Raw genomic sequence first — 18,487 nt, forward strand, 5'->3', positions numbered from 1 at the left:
ATTTTTTTAGGTTTTAATTAAAAGTAAATGCCACCAATGGCCCTATAAGCATGATTACGAAAAAAGTTACGCTTTGGTTTTAACTAAAACTATATTTTTTTCAAAAAAGATTTTTTCAAAAAAAAGCGACAGGCCCTAAGATCTGTCGCTTCCAAATATGTTTTATTAATAAACTATTCGCTTAAATCGTAACTAACCGTAACCGAAGGCAATAAAGTAGCCGTTTCAAGCGGTACCTGGTTGTAAGATATGATAGGCCTGCGTTTGCTGTAGTAATCAAATGCGGCCTTCATGGTTGCATTACTGGTATTTGCCGGCGCATTAAAGTTGATAGAAAATGGCAAAATAAAATCATGCAGTTTTTCATGATCAGGAATGATCCATTTATGGTTTGATTTTTTTAGCGCCTCAATGATAGGCACTACCAGTATAGCATCATCGGCATAGTAAACTATGATCTTTTTAATGGTGCCTTTATCATCTGCAGTAAATTTAAACACAGCTGTGCCTGTAGCTTTCTTTTTAATGATCTCGGGCGATACAACGAGGCTGTCTTTAAAAAAGCGGTTCATAATAGGACTACCGCCCTGAAATGGAAATGCTAATTGTGTTTGTGCCTTAACTAATACCGATGATAAAATAAGTGTTATAAATAACAGGATCTTTTTCATTTAATTTTCTTCTTTCGGTTCGCGTTTGCTGCCCTGGTACAGTTCATACTCAAACAGGCGGCAATCAAGCTTACCATTATAAAATTCAATTTTGCGGGCAGCCTTTAAGCCTATTTTCTTGGCTAAATCGGGATTGCCCGTAAAAACGTAACCATTATACCCGAGGCATTTCTTTTTCAGGAAATCGCCCATACGTTTATAGGTGATCTCCAATTTGGTGTGCACACCCAAACGCTCGCCGTATTCAGGGTTAAACATCACTACACCTGTTGCTTCAGGCACCTCGGTATCTTCAAAGTCACAAACGGCAAAATCGATTAAATGTTCTACGCCGGCAGTTTTTGCATTTTTGCGGGCAATGTCAACAGCATCTTCAGAAATATCTGTAGCGATGATTTTAAAGCCGGTTTCTTTTTTGGCTTTATCTTTTAATGCACGGCGCTCTGCAAAAAATACGGTTTCATCATAACCAAGTACGTGCATAAAGCCGTAGTTCATCCTGAACAAGCCAGGATGTTTATCGGTAGCCAGCAAGGCGGCTTCAATAGCCAGGGTGCCCGAACCGCACATGGGGTTAATGAAAGTACTTTTCATATCCCATTTGGTAGCCATAATGGTTGATGCCGCTAATGCCTCAAGCATAGGTGCTTTGCCCGGTATTTTACGGTAACTGTGTTTTGCCAGGGTTTCGCCGGATGTGTCCAGGAAAATTTCGGCACGGTCATCCTGCCAGTAAAGGTGCACCAGCGCTTTATTAACCTCGGGGCCAGAGTCGGGCCTGATGCCTTTGATAGATTTGATCCTGTCAACAATGGCGTCCTTTACCTTTACATTGGCAAACAAAGGGGTAAGGATGTGCTCGTTATTTACGTTTGATGATACCGAAAAATAGCCGGTAAAATCGATCAGCTTTTCCCATTCAATGGTTACCAGCTCATCGTAAAGCTCTTTCGGGTCGCGGGCGGTGAAGGTTTTTAACGAATACAGGATCTGGCTTGCGCAGCGCAAATTCAAATTAAGCGGAATGGTATCTGTAACGGTACCTTTTAGTTCGACCCCTGTGGGGAAAACACGCACCGGCTCAAAGCCTAAAGCTTCAACTTCCCGTTGCAGGTAAGTTGAAAGCCTTTTGTTACATGTAATTATGATTTTACTTTCGGTGTGGAAAACTTGCATATTAATTCGGCAAAATTAAGAATTAAAAAGCCCCTATTTTAATTTCTTACTATTAACTTTACATTTTTAAATTATTTGAAGATTAATTATGGAAGTTAAAGGTAAGGTACATGAAGTATCGGCTACCCAGCAAGTAACCGATTCACTTAAAAAACGCGAACTTATACTTGAATATATTGAGAACCCTCAATACCCTGAATATTTAAAGTTTGAGGCTATACAGGATCGTTGCAATTTGCTTGATAATGTAAAGATTGGGGACGATGTAGAGGTTTCTTTTAACCTTAAAGGTCGCCCATGGACGGATAAAATGGGTAAAAAAACCTATTTTAACTCATTGCAGTTATGGAGAATTACTCCTCTTGCAGCTGCTAACAATGCATCAGCTGCTCCGCAATATGCAGCACCATCAGCTGATATCAGCTCATCAGCCGATGATGACGATCTGCCATTCTAAGAACAGAAAAGCATAAGTAATAAAATATTTCAAAAGGCCCTTTATCAGGGCCTTTTGTTGTTTACAAGATTTCATATTACTATATTGATGTAGATCTGTAATAACACCAATCAAATAGGTTATCATATAGCAGCTATCAAAGAACGAGCAAAATAATATGGCAACAACTCAAATTCAAACGCAATCATTGCTCACCTGTCCTTTTTGCGGATATCAAAAGGAAGAAACTATGCCTACTAATGCCTGCCAGTACTTTTATGTATGTGAAGGCTGCCAAACCATGCTAAAGCCGCTTGCAGGGGATTGTTGCGTGTATTGCAGTTATGGAACAGTAAAATGTCCGCCGGTACAGGCTGGCACTTCCTGCTGCCGATAACCTGGCCATACTAAAGTCGTAGAAAACAACACTTTAATGTTAGTTACATTTGTTAAATTTTGTTAAATACAATTTTTGTGTGCGGATTTAGGATAATTTTGTTTGTTTAATAAATGAAGAAAAGGAGCATAGGTTTAATTATTGGCTTAATGAGCTTTGCGCTGTTGGGCGTAATGGCTATGCAATTTTATTTTCTGAGGCAATCATACCAGATGCAATCCGATTCATTCGATCGCCAGGTGAGGGAAGCCATGAATAATGTGGTAGATAAAGTTACACGCCAGGACGCAAACAATTTTTTGAAAACCAAAACCCAGCAAGCAGCCATCAGTACTGATAATGAAGAGCCGGGCATCAGCACAATAAAGGTAACTGGGTTACCCAAAGAAAAAAGGCATTCTACTGCCCGCGAAAAACGGATTGCATTACTGCGCGACAGCCTGCAGCGCATGATTGAGCGTAAAAAAATGGATGATGAGCTTAACGGCTTGTTACAAACCGAGGGTACTGTTGATTTTAAGGTACGTGTTGAAGAATATACTGATGAGTTTGGTGTGGTACACGAACAGCTTACGCCCGAGATTGTACATACCCGCATCACCCGCAGGTTAAGCCGGCCCAAAAAGCTTCATAAATATGATACACTGAGATATGTTTATGTCGACCCTCAGTTCGGCAAGCAAATGATTTCAGTACCACGGATCAATCCGCTTTGGGTGCAGGAGCAAAACCGTAGGCAAAAGGAGCGTCAGGTTCAACAGATCAAAAAAATGCTTGAGACTGATTCGCTTGAAAAAGTGAACAGTGTGGGGACCAAGCCTACAGTTATTGAAAACCTGGCCGAAGAATATCGTAAATCGGGCGAGCCGTTGAATAAGCGAATCAACCCTTTCTGGATAGATTCATTACTCCGTTTTGAGCTTCATAATAAGGGTATTTTTTTACCCTTCAGCTATGAGGTTACAACAGCCAACAGTGATTCACTGATATTTTCAAACGCCAGCGATAGCCAGGGCGAAAAGCTGCCTGTGTTTACCGCAGCAAATACTTACCAAACCCCCATTTTTACTAAAGAAGTGATCAATGATCCGGGCAAGATCAGGCTTTCGTTTCCGCAAAAAAACTCACTGATTTTGAGGAATATGACAGCTACCATGGCCACAACCGGCGGCCTTACCATGGTGTTGATCCTTTGCTTTGGGTATACCATATTTTCGATATTAAGGCAAAAAAAGATCTCAGAAATGAAGATCGATTTCATTAACAACATGACCCACGAGTTTAAAACCCCGGTGTCAACTATTATGATAGCCAGCGAAGCTTTAAGGGATAATGAAATTGCAGAAGACAAAAGCCGGGTAGCCCGTTTAGCCAACATCATATTTGAAGAAAATGCGCGCCTGGGCAGCCATATCGAAAGGGTGTTGAACATTGCCCGTATTGAACGCAATGATTTTAAGCTGGAGAAGAAGCCGGTTGATGTGAACGAAATGGTGAGTATAGTGCTTGATAGTATGGCGCTAAAACTGCAAAAATGCGATGCCAAAACCACACTGCACCTCGATGCCGAAAACGCCTATATCATTGCCGATGAGCTGCATTTTTCAAACGTGTTGTATAACCTGATTGATAATGCTATTAAGTACAGCAACGAAGCACCCGATATAACTATCAGCACATTTATTAAAAATGGACAGGTTGTTATTAAAGTAGCTGATAAAGGTATAGGTATGAGCCGCGATCAGCAGTCAAAAATATTTGAGCAGTTTTATAGGATTCCTACAGGGAACCTGCATAACGTTAAAGGTTTTGGCCTGGGCTTAAGCTATGTTAATACGATAGTTAAACGCCTTAATGGTACCATAAGCGTAAAATCAGAAAAGGAAAAAGGCTCGGAGTTTGAGCTGAAATTTGCGGTAGCGTAATTCTTAAGTCGGAAAGTCCGGGAGCCCGGGAAGTCCGAAAGTGGGAAGCAGCGAAATACAATAACTAAAATAATCTTACGGACTTACGGACTTTTCCGACTTCCCGACTAATAAATATGAAGAAAATACTACTGGTTGAGGACGATGCCAATTTAGGTTTGTTACTGCAGGATTACCTTCAATTGAAAGGTAAGTTTGATGTTGTTTTATGTAAGGATGGTGAAGAAGGCTTGCGCGCTTTTACCAAACAAACTTACGACCTGCTGATACTGGATGTGATGATGCCTAAAAAAGATGGTTTTACACTTGGCAAGGACATTCGTAAGATCAATACCCAGGTACCTATTATTTTTGCCACTGCCAAGGGTATGATAGAGGACAAAACCCAGGCATTTAATTTAGGTGGCGATGATTATATAACAAAACCCTTCCGTATTGAAGAGTTACTGTTGCGTATTAATGCCTTATTAAAACGTACGGATAACCCGGGCAAAAAAGAAGAGGAAAAACAAACCTCCTTCAAAATTGGGAAATATACCTTTGATTACACTACGCAGATGATTATGACTGCAGATAATCAGCAAAAACTATCAACCAAGGAGGCTGAACTGCTGCGTTTACTGTGTGTGCATAAAAACGAGGTACTTACCCGCGAGGAAGCGCTGTTGAATATCTGGCATGATGATAATTATTTTAACGGCCGCAGTATGGATGTATTTTTGAGTAAGATCCGCAAATATCTGAAAGACGACGCTAACGTAGAGATCATCAACGTACATGGGCGCGGGTATAAGCTGTTGATTAACTAATTACCCGATACGTAATCATCCTTCTCCTGACATATCCTCACCAAAATGGATGATGTTACCGTTATTGTCTAAAATACTAAACTCTTTTGTTTTCCAGGGCCGTATTTGCAAATCAGCATTGGGATGCACTATGCCCAGCGGCTTATATTCAGCATATAGCTTATCAACCTCCATTACAAAAATATAACAGCCAGTGTTTTGAGCAATTTCCGGATTGCTGCAAGGCCACAAATGAATAAACAGGTTATCGCGGTGCATAATGAGGTAGCCGTCCCAGCTTGCATTAAAAGTAAAGCCCAGCTTTTCGGTATAAAACTTAACGGTTTCTTCTTCATTTAATGAAGCTAAAACTGGTATTGCGGTTTTCAGCATAAAAGAGCTTATATTTTATAAAATTACAAAGATCATTTGCTCCTGTATATCTTTTTGGGTAATTATCCAGGAGTTGAATTCAATTGCTTAATAGGTAATTATTGGCTTTTGTGCCATGCTTGTTTTAACTCATGCGTAATAAATATAAAACAAACGCAGCATTATTTTAATGTAACATGATTAATACACATGTATCGATGTATAAAAGGGATCGCATTTGGTAATTAACTCGAAGTCACGTAATTTCCATTTTTAGAAAAACCTAAATGGTAAAAAAATTACTCCTGGCCTTAGTTATCACCTGGGGCATAATAGCAAACGATAATGTTTCTGCGCAAACGGGCATCGATAGCACCGGTTTAAGCTTCGCAGTTGCTAAATACAATACTGCCATAGGTCAGCAATCGCACTTGTATAACGGACCGGAATATGAATTTTATGATCCGCTAATAAAAGGCAACGCCTATGTTTTTGACAACAAGGTATTTACCCCAGGTTCGGTTAGGTACGGCGCTGCTGTTTACAGCGATGTCCCAATGTTATATGATCTTAATAAGGATTTAGTAGTAGTACTGCTGTATAACCACTTTACCAAATTTTCATTACTAAGTGAGCGGGTACATGAATTTTGGCTGCTTAACCATCATTTTATCCGCATCAATACTGATTCGACAGGCAAAGCTGCACTTGCTACCGGTTTTTATGATCAATTATATCCGGGGCGAAAAATCGGGATTATAGTTAAAAGGGCCAAGAGCATCCAAACCAGCACCGGCAGTAATACAGTGGAATCTTATTTTAGTGAAACAAAAGGCTACTATGTTAAAAAAGGGGGAAACTATTTTAGTTTCAGTGGGAAAAGCGGGCTGTTAGATATTTTTAAGGATAAGAAAAAGGAGCTGCGGCAATATATAAAGGCAAATAACATTGACTTCCGCGAAAACTTTGAACAGGCTATAGTTAATGTGGCTACTTATTACGATCAATTAACTAATTAATGTATCGCGCTATGTTGTTAATGCATGGCGAAGGTGATATTGCATTGAATGTATACGGCAGGAAAATAAAATAACCGGATGAAAAAAATTTACTTTCTAAGTTTTTGCTTTTTGATTTTAATTAAACTGTGCCACGCCCAGCAGGGGCGGGGAAAATCAATCAGCGTAAACTTTCAGCAAGCTACTATTGAACAGTTTGTAACAGAACTGGAAGCCAAATCAGGCTTTCATTTTTTTTACGACCCAATGCAGTTTGACAGTTTGAAGGTAACCCTGCAAGTAACGGATAAACCTATTGAAGCTATATTGGGCCAGGCCTTCAAAAACACCGGTTTTAGTTTTGCCATCACCAAACAGCAGCAGGTATTTTTAACCAAAGGGCGCGAAATACAAACCGGGCTGGCAATTGGTTATTTTGGTATCACAGCTGCCAATGCAACCGCAGCCAATATGAGTGTTTCGCCTGCCAATGCCGATCCTGATAAAGATAAGAAGATCCCTGAAGCAACTACCGAAAATAAGCTGTATGAAATAGGCCTTAAAACCAATACCATTGAGGCGGGCACGGCAACACTTTCCGGTTACGTAAAGGAAGCTAAATCCGGCGAATCAATAACCGGGGCCAGCATTTATGTCACCAATACAAAAACAGGGGTAGCTACCGATCAGTTTGGTTATTTCACCATCAAATTACCAAAAGGCAGGCAGGTTTTAAGTGTAAGGGGTATCGGCATGCGCGATACCCGCAGACAGATCATCCTTTACTCGGACGGTAAGATCATTATTGAGATGCAGGAGCAGGTAACCAGCCTTAAAGAAGTAAAGATCTCTGCCGAAAAAGTGGCAAACGTACGCAATGTGCAGTTGGGTGTAAACAGGCTTGATATTAAGAGTATCAAACAGGTACCTACCGTATTTGGCGAGGCCGATATATTAAGGGTGGTGCTTACCCTGCCCGGCGTTCAGTCGGTAGGTGAAGCTACAACGGGCTTTAACGTTCGCGGTGGCTCGGCCGATCAGAACCTCATCCTGATGAATGATGCCACTATTTATAACCCATCACATTTCTTCGGCTTCTTTTCATCATTTAATCCCGATATAGTTAAGGATATCGAACTTTACAAAAGCAGTATCCCGGAAAGATTTGGCGGGCGTTTATCGTCGGTATTGGATGTAACTAATCGCGAGGGAAATAAGAAGAAATTTACCGGTTCGGCAGGTATTGGTTTAATCACCAGCAGACTTAATGTTGAAGGCCCTATCATCAAGAATAAAACCTCGTTTTCATTCGGCGGCCGTACCACTTACTCCGACTGGCTCCTTAAACTCCTGCCCGATGCCTATAAGCATAGTTCGGCCTCGTTTTATGATCTCAATCTTGACATAAGCCACCAGATAGATGATAAAAATAACCTGTATTTAACCAGTTATATAAGCAAGGATAAATTCAGGCTCAATAGTGATACTGCCTACAGTTACAGCAACAGGAACATCAACCTTAAATGGAAGCATAATTTTAACAATAAACTATTCAGCGTTATCACCGCCGGTATAGACAGGTACCAGTATGATGTTTCAAGTGCCGACAACCCGGTGAATGCTTACAAGCTCAATTTTGACATCAACCAAAGCAATTTCAAAACAGATTTTACTTATTATCTTAATCGTAAAAACACTGTCGACTTTGGTTTAAGCTCCATTTATTATAAACTCCATCCGGGCAGTTTTCAGCCGCTTGGCAATCAATCATTGGTAGCCCCCGATGTTGTAGCCACGCAGCAGGCGCTTGAAAGCGCCCTGTACCTTGGCGATAAGTTTGATGTAACCGATAACCTGTCGATAAGCGGCGGTGTTAGGTATTCTATCTACAATTTCCTGGGGCCGCAAACGGTTTATAACTATGCGCCTAACCTACCTAAAACAAGCGCCAACCTATTGGATAGCACCAATTATTCGAGCGGAAAATTTATTAAAACTTATTCGGGGCCCGAGATCAGGCTTTCGGCAAGATATCAATTAGGCGATAACCTATCCATAAAAGGAGGTTATAATACATTAAGGCAGTATATCCACCTGTTATCAAACACAACAGCCATATCCCCTACCGATGTTTGGCAACTGAGCGATCCTAATATCAAACCCCAATATGGCGACCAGGTATCGTTAGGCCTTTACCATAATTTTAAATCAAATACCATTGAAACATCGGTTGAGGTATATTACAAGCGGTTAAGGGATTACCTCGATTATAAGAGCGGGGCGAACCTGGTTTTAAACCATCATATTGAAACCGATGTGATAGGTACGCAAGGCAAGGCATACGGTGTTGAGTTTTTGGTAAAAAAAGCAACAGGTAAAGCCAACGGATGGATCAGCTATACTTATTCGCGGACATTTTTAAGGCAAAATGATCCTAATGCCGGTGATTTGATTAATGGAGGTGCTTATTATCCTGCAAATTTTGACAAGCCGCATGATTTTAATTTTATTGGCAACTACAGGTTTTCCCACCGGTTTAGCGTTTCTTTAAACCTCACTTACAGTACAGGCCGGCCCATTACGTTACCTATTGCCAAGTATGAATATGGTGGCTCTGAACGGGTGTTTTATTCGGACAGGAACCAGTACCGCATCCCGGATTACTTCAGATCGGATTTTTCAATGAACATTGAAGGAAACCATAAGGTACATCAGTTAACACATAACTCATTTACAATAGGGGTATACAACTTAACCGGAAGGCAAAACGCATATTCGACATTCTTTACAGAGCAGGGCGGGGCCATTAACGGCTACAAGCTATCCATATTTGCTAAACCTATTCCGTTTATTAATTATAATATCAGGTTTTAATCGAAAGAGATGAAAGGAAAACGATATATATTGATTTTATTGTTGCTGGCAGGCATTTACAGTACCTGCAAAAAGCCATATAATCCTAAAATTGTGGATTCGCCCAATCACTACCTGGTTGTTGAGGGAGTGATCAATAACGGTAACGACTCAACCATTATAAAATTAAGCAGAACGGTTAATATCTCAGGCAATGTAAACACGAGCGGAGTTGATAACTGCACGGTATCTGTTGAGGCCGAGGGGGGAACAGCATATTCGCTTACACCGCAGGGAAACGGGGCTTATGTTACGCCGGGGCTTAACCTGGATGCATCAAAAAAGTACCGGGTGCATATTATTACCAACGATAGTAAAGAATATGCATCAGATTATGTCGAGGTAAAAAAAACACAGCCTATTGATAGCATTGGATTTTACATTAAAAATGGTGATGCGCAGGTTTACGTAAACACACACGATGCTACAAATAGTTCCCGTTATTATCGCTGGAACTTTGAAGAAACATGGAAGTTTCATTCAAAGTATCAGTCGTCATATATGGTTGACCCGGTAAAAAAAGAAGTTGTTGCAAGGCCATTCAGCGAGAGTAGTTATTATTGTTTCGCCGGAGATAAGTCGACTACTATCGTAATAGGTTCATCGGCTAAGCTAACGCAGGATGTAATATTTCAGCAACCGTTAACAACTATAGCTTCAACATCCGAAAAAGTTGAAATGCGTTATTCCATTTTACTAAAACAGTATGCCTTAACAAAAGAGGCCTACCAGTTTTGGGAAAATATGAAGAAAAACACAGAGCAATTAGGGAGTATATTTGATGCCCAGCCATCGCAGTTAACCGGAAATATTCATAACCTTAAAGACCCGGCCGAGCCCGTTATTGGCTATATCAGTGTAACTAATATTCAATCAAAAAGGGTATTTATAGATAATGCAGATCTTCCTCGCGGTTGGGTACCGAAATACCCTTATGATTGCGGCCCGCCGGATACTGCATTGTTTTTTAATCCGAAAACGCATCAAAACGATGTGCTAAGCATGATCATTAACGGTAGCGGGATTCCTATAACTGATGTTTCGCAGCAAAATAGTACAATTGGCTATACCTATTCATCAATTGAATGTACCGATTGCAGGATCAGGGGACGGGTACAAACCCCTACTTTTTGGATAGAGAGATAATAAAATCATGAATGATGCCATGAAAATAAATCAATAAGGTTTGGTTATGAAAGAAATTAAAAAACTTGCTATTGTTCCACTGCTTTCAGGCATGTTACTATTATCATTGAACGGGGTGGCACAAACTATAAACCAAATCTCCGAGAGCTTTAATAAATACAGCCAGGCTACTGTACAGGAAAAGATTTTTGTACATACCGATAAAAGCGCTTATATCACCGGCGAAATTTTATGGTTTAAGATATATAATATTGATGCTGCTTATCACAAGCCATTGGGCCTTAGTAAAGTTGCATATATTGATGTGTTGGACGATAAGCAAAATGCTGTTGTACAGACTAAAATAGAAATAAAAAATGGCTTTGGGAATGGTTCGGTTTATGTACCGATATCGGCAAGTAATGGTACTTATAAGTTAAGGGCATATACCAACTGGATGAAAAATTTCAGCCCTGATTATTATTTCGAAAAAAGTATAACCATTATTAATCCTTTAAAATCTCCCGGAGCCACAGTTAAAGCACAACCATTGGATTACGATGTTCAGTTTTTCCCGGAAGGGGGAAACCTGGTTGCGGGCATCAGCAGTAAAGTTGCTTTTAAAGTTACCGCGTCGGATGGTAAAGGGCTAAGCGAATACAGGGGCTTTATCGTCGACCAGAAAAATGATACAGTAGCGAGGTTTAGTCCCTTGAAGTTTGGCATTGGCAGCTTTTTATTTACCCCGATAGCCGGAAATGTTTATAAAGCTATTATAAGGTCAGGTAATAATACTGCCGTTATTAAGGAGCTGCCGGCCGTTAATAACGAGGGCTATGTAATGACGGTGAAAGATGCAGGCAGCACGCAGATAGAGGTTATAGTAAAAGGCATAGGTGTTGAAACCGGCGAGCTATATCTTTTTGCACAAACAAGGCAGTTGATTAAAGCAGGTATTTCGGCACCATTTAATAACGGAACGGCAACCTTCATGCTTGATAAAGCTAAACTGGGCGAAGGTGTATCTAACATAACAATTTTCAATAGCGCAAAGCAACCGGTATGTGAAAGATTATATTTTAAGCGACCAAAGCAAAAAATCAGCATTGATGCCGCAGCCGATCAGCCTTTATATGCGCAACGTAAAAAAGTAAATGTGAGCATTGCAGCTAAAGATCTGTCAGGCCAGGTAAAACCCGCCAACTTGTCAATGTCCGTTTATAAGCTTGATTCGTTGCAAAGTACAGATGGCGGCGAAATATTCAGTTACCTGTGGTTAAGATCGGATTTGCGGGGAAATATTGAATCGCCGGATTATTATTTCAAAAATACAGGTGAAGAGGTGGATGCTGCCCTTGATAATCTCATGCTATCACAAGGCTGGCGAAGGTTTCAATGGAATAATGTGCTTGCTAACAAGCCGGCAGCATTTAATTTTTTGCCGGAGTATGACGGCCACCTGATTACCGGCAAACTCACCAATACACAAACAGGTAGCGTTGCCAAAGATATTGTGGCTTATTTAAGTGTTCCGGGAAAACGGGTACAGTTGTATGCGGCAAAAAGCGATTCGGCAGGGAGGTTAATTTTTAATACAAGGCAACTTTATGGCCCGGGCGAGATAGTAGTTCAAACCAATTCGGAACGGGATTCAATTTATCACATTGATATTTTAAGCCCATTTTCTGAACAGTACTCAAAATACCCGGCATCAAAACTTAGCCTTACCAGGGGCATGCAACGTGCCATTGAAGAGGGGAGCCTTGGCACACAGGTTCAAAACATTTATTGGGCTAATAAGATCAAGCAATTTTATGAGCCGCAGGTTGATAGTTCAGGCTTTTTTACAACACCCTATAAAACATATCTTTTGGATAATTATACCCGCTTTACCACCATGGAAGAAGTGTTGCGGGAGTATGTAAGGGAAGTATGGGTAAACAGGTCACAAAAGCGCTATCATATTAAGGTACTTAATGGCAATGGTTTTTTAGATAGCGATCCCTTGGTCATGCTTGATGATGTGCCGGTGTTTAATATCGATAAGGTGATGGCTATCGATCCCTTAAAAGTTCGTAAGCTCGAAGATGTTCCCTACCGGTACTATTGGGGGCCATCGGTTTATGAAGGGATCTTAAGCTTCACAACCTATAAAGGCGATCTTGGTGGTGTTGAGATAGATCCACGGGCTGTGGTGCTTGATTACGAAGGCCTGCAACTGCAACGCGAGTTTTATTCGCCGGTATATGACACGGAGCAAGCGGCTAAAAGCAGGATCCCGGATTTCAGAAATTTGCTTTATTGGGCGCCTGAAATCGGCACCCCGGCCCAGGGCAAAGGTGAGCTGTCGTTCTATACATCTGACCAAACAGGGAAATATATAGGTGTTGTACAGGGAATTACAGCAGAAGGCGATGCCGCAAGTCAATATTTTGGCTTTGAAGTGAAGTAAGTGTTTTAAAACTTCCATGAGCCGCGCCTTATATTCTCTTAATTTCAAACTGATTATCAGTACATTGGAGCTAATCAAGAAAGGCAAACAAATCAAAAAAGCCATTAATCACCCCATTAATGAACTTTTTTAAAAAACAATTTGCGTAGAATAAAATGGTTTGTATATTTGCACACCCAAACGGAGGAGTGGTAGTTCAGCTGGTTAGAATACATGCCTGTCACGCATGGGGTCGCGGGTTCGAGTCCCGTCCATTCCGCTAAGAGACCCGTCCGGTCCGCGAAAAGCCTCACTTAGTGAGGCTTTTTTAGTTTAAATCCGCTTGTAGCGCGGAAATTCTAAAAAATCATTTCACAAGTTTTATCAATCATTTACAAGCTGAAAGGTCACCTATTCGGTTACCATAGTTTTTTACTCAACTTTAGGTAACCTTTTTGATGAAAACTACTGTCAGCAAGGGTTTTGTCGGAACGATCAACTAATCGTTCATCAAAACAGTGAATTATGAAAGTAAATGAAGAAATGGCTTTATTGCCGATGTTTAAAAAAGCAAAGATGACCTCAGACGGCCTGGGACCAATCGTAATCCGAATCACTATTGAAGGCGTCCGTCGTGAAATCTCTCTTGGTCGCAAAACTTCCCAAAAAATGTGGAACCAAAAAGCGGGTTGCGTAAAAGGGGCGTCACAAGATGCGTTACTGCACAATCAAGCTATTGAAATCAAAAAAATCGCATTAAGAAAACTTTACGACCAATTGAAGGGAGAAAATGATTTTGTCTCCGCTGAAATGGTAAAGCAAGCCCACGATAAGAAACCAGAAAAGTCTAAAGGCTTAATGGAGGTTGTTAACTTGGCAGTTGATAAAATAGCTAAAAAGGTAGAAAAGAAACTCAGAGCAGAAGCAACGCTAACCAAATGGAAAACCACCAGAGATCATGCAACTGGATTTTTAAAAAATAAATTTCAAACCGACGACATTCCATTAAATAAGCTTAATGCCGCATTTGCGGAGGACTTTGTTGACTATTTAATGGTTGAATTGGGTATTAGTCAAAACGTCGCTCATTGGTATTTAAAAAAGATCAGAGGGGTTGTTACAAATGCTGTAGATAATGGCTGGGTAAGACATAATCCGTTAAATACCTACGTATGCAGCTATATTGATCCCGAAAGGGACATTTTGGATGAAGCAGAACTTCTTACTTTATTAAACAAGAAAATGCCTAATGAACGACTGGAAAGTGTAAAAGACGCCTATCTGTTTATGTGTTTTACTGGCTTTGCTTACAAAGACACAAGCAAATTAACCCCGGACAATATTGTTACTCATTTTGATGGCGACCAGTGGGTTGTAAAAAACCGACAGAAAGTGACAACTACCATCTGTAAAGAGAATGTTCCTTTGCTCCCACAGGCGCTGGAGATAATTACGAAGTATAAAGAAGATAAATACTGTAAAGCAAAAAACGTCCTGTTACCAATTAACAGCAATCAAAAGTATAATGCCTATTTGAAGGAAATTGCAACTATCTGTGACATAAAGAAAGAACTTACAACCCACACCGCTCGCCATACTTTTGCAACTACTGTTACGCTTGCAAACGGTGTGCCTTTAGAAACGGTAAGTGCGATGCTTGGGCATAAATTACTAAAGACTACGCAGATTTACGCCAAAATTGTTGCTTCAAAGGTAAGCGCCGACATGAAAGACCTAAAAGAAAGGTTAATAGTAAAAATGCCAACTGTAATGCTTAAAAATCCAGGAGAAGCAGCATAAAAATCAATTATCACTTTCAATTAGTTTTTTAGATTGTTACGTTTGTTTTTCATCAGGCAACCAGCCTGACTTGTGATAAAATTTAGGTTAAAGTCCTGAAACAGCGAATGTTTCAGGACTTTGTTTATATAGTCTTGATTACATAAAATTGCGATAATCGTAGGTTTTTCCCTCGAAGCGATTAAGCAACCAACCTATTCTTGCAATTTCATTAGAGGACTGTATAGTAGCAGGCAATTTTGAATAAAGGTCAAAACTATTCCAATTCATTTTAGTCAAACCTAAAATTTCATTAGCAATGGTGCTGATGTTGCTATTGCCGTAGTGCTTCGTAACCTTTAACGGAATGGGAATATTTTTACCCCCTAAATAATAGCTTCGATTAGCAGATTTCACGGATGGCACTATCCCATGTGTCCAAAGTAACGCACTGGTGGAATTTAATAAAAAGCATGTGCCTCGTGACAAAGGAAAATTTGCAGACTGCATTATTCCATTATAGGTACTAAGTGAAATAAATCTTGCATCTTCTTCGAAATTAATCTCAATTAAATCTACCTGCTGGACCCCTGATTTTTTGAGGCTATCGACAATGCCTTTTATTTCATCTCTTCTAAAATGAGTGCGTTTATGAACTACCACCCGCTTGGGTATTTCCCCCATTGTATTGAAAAAGAGTTCGCGGATTAAAGCGCCAAACTTATATGCCTCTTGATAAGAAAGGTATGGATTGTTTTTTCGATCAAAATAGCAATCTTCCACCTTCGACAAACGATACTTTAGTCCTTGCCCGTAGGAGTTATAAATATGGCTACAGCCTAGTACAACCTTATTCTTACCAGCTTGCCGGTTGATGCTATATCCGATTCCAACAAAAGCAGTGTTTGCTTCAAGGCCATTTAAAACCCAGGGGGTACGTTGGGCTTTCACATAGAATGACAAGGAGAGCCACCAATTAACCTGGCATAACAAGGTGTCTGCCAATGTGCTTTCCTGAATGAATTGAGTGCCAATTTGCTTTTGAGCCGCGTATGCCTTGATATAATCATGCAGATCAAATTTCTCATGTTCTTCATCAAGATCTGTGATAATGTTCCAATCGGTTGGGATGAAAATTACTAAGACAAGCTTCTTATTTATTGAAGCGAGATAATCTATAGACTTTTTGATCTTACCAGCGAACTCCATTGCCGATTTCATCAAATCCGAAAATGGTGTTGTAATAACGGAATCTTGCCAAAATTCGCTATTCTTATCAGGTATATTGAGGGGCACGCCATATGCTCCAAAAAAACCAGGATAGTCCAGTAGATAATCCGGATTAAACGCTTCTGCGGATTGCGATCTGTTCAATCTTGATAAAAAGCTATATAGAGCGTCGCTATGTGTATTTGGACAAATAATGCCAAGATTGATCTCTGAATCAAAAACGTTTCCGTTGAGGGAATAGTCATAGGGTCTGCCATCTATCAGTCCTTTCATTGGATGAAAGTTATTTGCAATATTGCCTGTGCCTTTATCTGTAAATTCCAATGAAGGTTCTTTATATTGGATTCCCGAATGCAGGATCAGCCGATTATCGAAAGTGTTGGGAAGTTGAAGCGGATAGCCTCCCATAGCTTTTGCAATACTAACATGCATTGTATTTGAACTGATGGAGAAGTCAAAACCAGTGCCCGATTGCAATGGGTATTCAAATTTTAATCTACTCCAACTGGAAAAAATACTTGTTTTCCACCTGTCAATTTGTTCATTATATTTTACATTGGGCTTACCAGATAATAAGGTTTCATGGTAACCTTTGCCTACTTCAAATCGAACGCTTTTAGGGATTTCAGCATCCGACTTTAAATAAAACGTTGGCTTTAAACATAAATACCCAAAAGGCTTTGCACGATTTACGTTATTATCAAAAAAAAGGCTTACTTCAACGGCGTCATATAGTTCCAACTGCATTCCACCTTTAGACAATAATCTTTTTGTTGTTGGCAGATAGATCTTTTTACGATCATCTGTAGCAAGGCCGGTCAATTCGCAAAGGGACTTGACAATAGCTGTTAAAAACAAATTTTTTAACGACCCCCCGTCACGAATTTCTTTAAATGTAATTGGCGTCCGCTTTATTTCACCCTGCAATATATCGCCAAACGCTTCCCTAATGTGTGACTGAGTACCTAGGGCATAGACCATTTTTTTAATCGGCACCGCCACTATAGGCTTACCCTCGGTTCTGGGCCTTATTTCCTGCCACACATCCGCATTGCTGAATGATGCCTCAAATTGAAACACTTCTGTTGGACAGGTGATTGGAAACAAGTTGCTTTTTAGTAGTACGTGCGGGGTCTTCGACTCCATTGAAAAAGATGCAACCACAGCATTTTCATCTTCCGCATTTTCGAGCATTTGTTTCATGTTATTGGAAAATGTATCATTTCCTATAAAGCATGTCTTTGAAATATCAATCAGAGAGGTATCAAACCCTTCAGTTGGTATGAAGAACCCTTTTCTGTTGTAGGCTGATAAATGCATTAGCAGTTCTCCAACTTCATCTGCCATATTATATCCAAATCCACACCAAAAAAGCATCCCACCTCCCGGTTTTGAGTATGCTTTTTTCAGAGCATCCATTAAAGATTTGTCCCGACCGCTATAACCCATAACAATTAGATGTTTGTCATATAAATGCTGTTCCAGTGCCTGAACAAATGTGTCGTGCTGATTATCGAGTTCTTCGCCCGTATTTTTAAGTGGGCCATATTTGTAGTCACCGTGCAGGGCAATTGTCAGAAGTTCTTGGTTGCTGGAGACTCGATGGATTCTATCTGCGCTGTCCAGGGTAATTGCAATTGGCGTTATACCGGTTTGGTGTGCAGCCTTTTCGACCAAACCATCAAAGTTGGTTGTAAATACAGATCTAACCATACCAAATTTGGCCATAAGGCAAAGCAGTTTGTAGCCTAAAGCTGGTTCGATTCCACGGCATTTATTTTCAAAATACTTTCTTCTAATATCATCAATCGGGAAGGCTTTCTGGGCATAAAACGAATACTCTTCTGGTGCACCTTCTGCTGGAAAAACTCCTTCATTGTCCAGCCACTTTTGAATACTCCTTTGCACAGTTTCAGATTTATATTCATTGTACTGCGCAGAAAGGTTTGGATTTTTCGTAATAAAAATATTCCGCTTCCATTCCCATATGCAATCAGATGCAGGCTGAACGCCAGAGCTTATAGATGCACCAGCGCCTAATAAAAAACAATGATCTGTATCGGTATTCTCGCGTAAGGTTCTTAGAAATGCGTCGTAAGGCAGGTCGAAATTCATAAACTATATAATTCTCAAATAAAAACTAACCCCTTAATATTAGGACGGAGGTATAGGTTCAATCAGTAAATAAAAAATATAAATATAATTATTTTCTGCGACCGTACTCGGTTACCGGTGTGAAAGAACGT

13 protein-coding genes and 1 tRNA gene are annotated in these 18,487 nt (G+C 40.1%); 10 read left to right on the top strand and 4 right to left on the bottom strand.

Annotation, left to right across the window (positions count from 1 at the left end; genetic code table 11):
* Positions 1-173: 173 nt before the first annotated feature.
* On the bottom strand, positions 174-671 hold the full coding sequence (locus ACEN9X_RS09105) for a hypothetical protein (protein WP_091208919.1): 498 nt from the start codon (positions 669-671) through the stop codon (positions 174-176).
* On the bottom strand, positions 672-1,847 hold the full coding sequence (locus ACEN9X_RS09110) for a THUMP domain-containing class I SAM-dependent RNA methyltransferase (protein ID WP_091208922.1): 1,176 nt from the start codon (positions 1,845-1,847) through the stop codon (positions 672-674).
* An 88-nt stretch (positions 1,848-1,935) separates the two neighbouring features.
* Between ACEN9X_RS09110 and ACEN9X_RS09115 the strand changes: the two genes are divergently transcribed.
* From ACEN9X_RS09115 to ACEN9X_RS09130, 4 genes are all read left to right on the top strand, one after another.
* A complete protein-coding gene (locus tag ACEN9X_RS09115; protein ID WP_413670071.1) occupies positions 1,936-2,304 on the top strand; it encodes a DUF3127 domain-containing protein in 369 nt (122 codons plus the stop codon).
* Positions 2,305-2,461: 157 nt separating this feature from the next.
* A complete protein-coding gene (locus tag ACEN9X_RS09120) occupies positions 2,462-2,680 on the top strand; it encodes a GDCCVxC domain-containing (seleno)protein (RefSeq protein ID WP_413670072.1) in 219 nt (72 codons plus the stop codon).
* A gap of 113 nt (positions 2,681-2,793) precedes the next feature.
* Entirely contained in the window at positions 2,794-4,605 is a 1,812-nt protein-coding gene (locus ACEN9X_RS09125; RefSeq protein WP_413670073.1) for a sensor histidine kinase, read from the top strand.
* A 116-nt stretch (positions 4,606-4,721) separates the two neighbouring features.
* Positions 4,722-5,414 (top strand): response regulator transcription factor, encoded by a 693-nt coding sequence (locus ACEN9X_RS09130; RefSeq protein ID WP_413670074.1) that lies wholly within the window; start codon positions 4,722-4,724, stop codon positions 5,412-5,414.
* Between the two features lie 15 nt (positions 5,415-5,429).
* Here ACEN9X_RS09130 and ACEN9X_RS09135 read toward each other — a convergent pair whose 3' ends face one another.
* Positions 5,430-5,786 (bottom strand): bleomycin resistance protein, encoded by a 357-nt coding sequence (locus ACEN9X_RS09135; protein WP_413670075.1) that lies wholly within the window; start codon positions 5,784-5,786, stop codon positions 5,430-5,432.
* Between the two features lie 266 nt (positions 5,787-6,052).
* Here ACEN9X_RS09135 and ACEN9X_RS09140 point away from each other — a divergent pair, with 266 nt between their 5' ends.
* The 6 genes from ACEN9X_RS09140 to ACEN9X_RS09165 all read left to right on the top strand — a co-directional run bounded on the left by ACEN9X_RS09140 (position 6,053) and on the right by ACEN9X_RS09165 (position 15,032).
* On the top strand, positions 6,053-6,784 hold the full coding sequence (locus ACEN9X_RS09140) for a hypothetical protein (protein ID WP_413670076.1): 732 nt from the start codon (positions 6,053-6,055) through the stop codon (positions 6,782-6,784).
* A 78-nt stretch (positions 6,785-6,862) separates the two neighbouring features.
* A complete protein-coding gene (locus ACEN9X_RS09145; RefSeq protein ID WP_413670077.1) occupies positions 6,863-9,637 on the top strand; it encodes a TonB-dependent receptor domain-containing protein in 2,775 nt (924 codons plus the stop codon).
* A 9-nt stretch (positions 9,638-9,646) separates the two neighbouring features.
* Entirely contained in the window at positions 9,647-10,822 is a 1,176-nt protein-coding gene (locus tag ACEN9X_RS09150) for a DUF4249 domain-containing protein (RefSeq protein ID WP_413670078.1), read from the top strand.
* 46 nt (positions 10,823-10,868) lie between these two features.
* Positions 10,869-13,253 (top strand): hypothetical protein, encoded by a 2,385-nt coding sequence (locus ACEN9X_RS09155; RefSeq protein WP_413670079.1) that lies wholly within the window; start codon positions 10,869-10,871, stop codon positions 13,251-13,253.
* Positions 13,254-13,438: 185 nt separating this feature from the next.
* Positions 13,439-13,512: transfer RNA gene (locus tag ACEN9X_RS09160), tRNA-Asp, on the top strand.
* Positions 13,513-13,757: 245 nt separating this feature from the next.
* Positions 13,758-15,032 (top strand): site-specific integrase, encoded by a 1,275-nt coding sequence (locus ACEN9X_RS09165; RefSeq protein WP_413670080.1) that lies wholly within the window; start codon positions 13,758-13,760, stop codon positions 15,030-15,032.
* 138 nt (positions 15,033-15,170) lie between these two features.
* Here ACEN9X_RS09165 and ACEN9X_RS09170 read toward each other — a convergent pair whose 3' ends face one another.
* Positions 15,171-18,356 carry an SIR2 family protein gene (locus ACEN9X_RS09170; RefSeq protein ID WP_413670081.1) on the bottom strand — a complete coding sequence of 1,062 codons (3,186 nt, stop codon included), beginning with the start codon at positions 18,354-18,356 and terminating at the stop codon, positions 15,171-15,173.
* Positions 18,357-18,487: the final 131 nt, after the last annotated feature.

The sequence above is a fragment of the Mucilaginibacter sp. Mucisp86 genome (genome assembly GCF_047324315.1).
GTDB lineage: Bacteria > Bacteroidota > Bacteroidia > Sphingobacteriales > Sphingobacteriaceae > Mucilaginibacter.

Bases quoted from the DNA above. Each gene is read 5' to 3' on its own strand.
- ACEN9X_RS09105 (WP_091208919.1), bottom strand. From the start codon at position 671: ATGAAAAAGATCCTGTTATTTATAACACTTATTTTATCATCGGTATTA.
- ACEN9X_RS09110 (WP_091208922.1), bottom strand. From the start codon at position 1,847: ATGCAAGTTTTCCACACCGAAAGTAAAATCATAATTACATGTAACAAA.
- ACEN9X_RS09115 (WP_413670071.1), top strand. From the start codon at position 1,936: ATGGAAGTTAAAGGTAAGGTACATGAAGTATCGGCTACCCAGCAAGTA.
- ACEN9X_RS09120 (WP_413670072.1), top strand. From the start codon at position 2,462: ATGGCAACAACTCAAATTCAAACGCAATCATTGCTCACCTGTCCTTTT.
- ACEN9X_RS09125 (WP_413670073.1), top strand. From the start codon at position 2,794: ATGAAGAAAAGGAGCATAGGTTTAATTATTGGCTTAATGAGCTTTGCG.
- ACEN9X_RS09130 (WP_413670074.1), top strand. From the start codon at position 4,722: ATGAAGAAAATACTACTGGTTGAGGACGATGCCAATTTAGGTTTGTTA.
- ACEN9X_RS09135 (WP_413670075.1), bottom strand. From the start codon at position 5,786: ATGCTGAAAACCGCAATACCAGTTTTAGCTTCATTAAATGAAGAAGAA.
- ACEN9X_RS09140 (WP_413670076.1), top strand. From the start codon at position 6,053: ATGGTAAAAAAATTACTCCTGGCCTTAGTTATCACCTGGGGCATAATA.
- ACEN9X_RS09145 (WP_413670077.1), top strand. From the start codon at position 6,863: ATGAAAAAAATTTACTTTCTAAGTTTTTGCTTTTTGATTTTAATTAAA.
- ACEN9X_RS09150 (WP_413670078.1), top strand. From the start codon at position 9,647: ATGAAAGGAAAACGATATATATTGATTTTATTGTTGCTGGCAGGCATT.
- ACEN9X_RS09155 (WP_413670079.1), top strand. From the start codon at position 10,869: ATGAAAGAAATTAAAAAACTTGCTATTGTTCCACTGCTTTCAGGCATG.
- ACEN9X_RS09165 (WP_413670080.1), top strand. From the start codon at position 13,758: ATGAAAGTAAATGAAGAAATGGCTTTATTGCCGATGTTTAAAAAAGCA.
- ACEN9X_RS09170 (WP_413670081.1), bottom strand. From the start codon at position 18,356: ATGAATTTCGACCTGCCTTACGACGCATTTCTAAGAACCTTACGCGAG.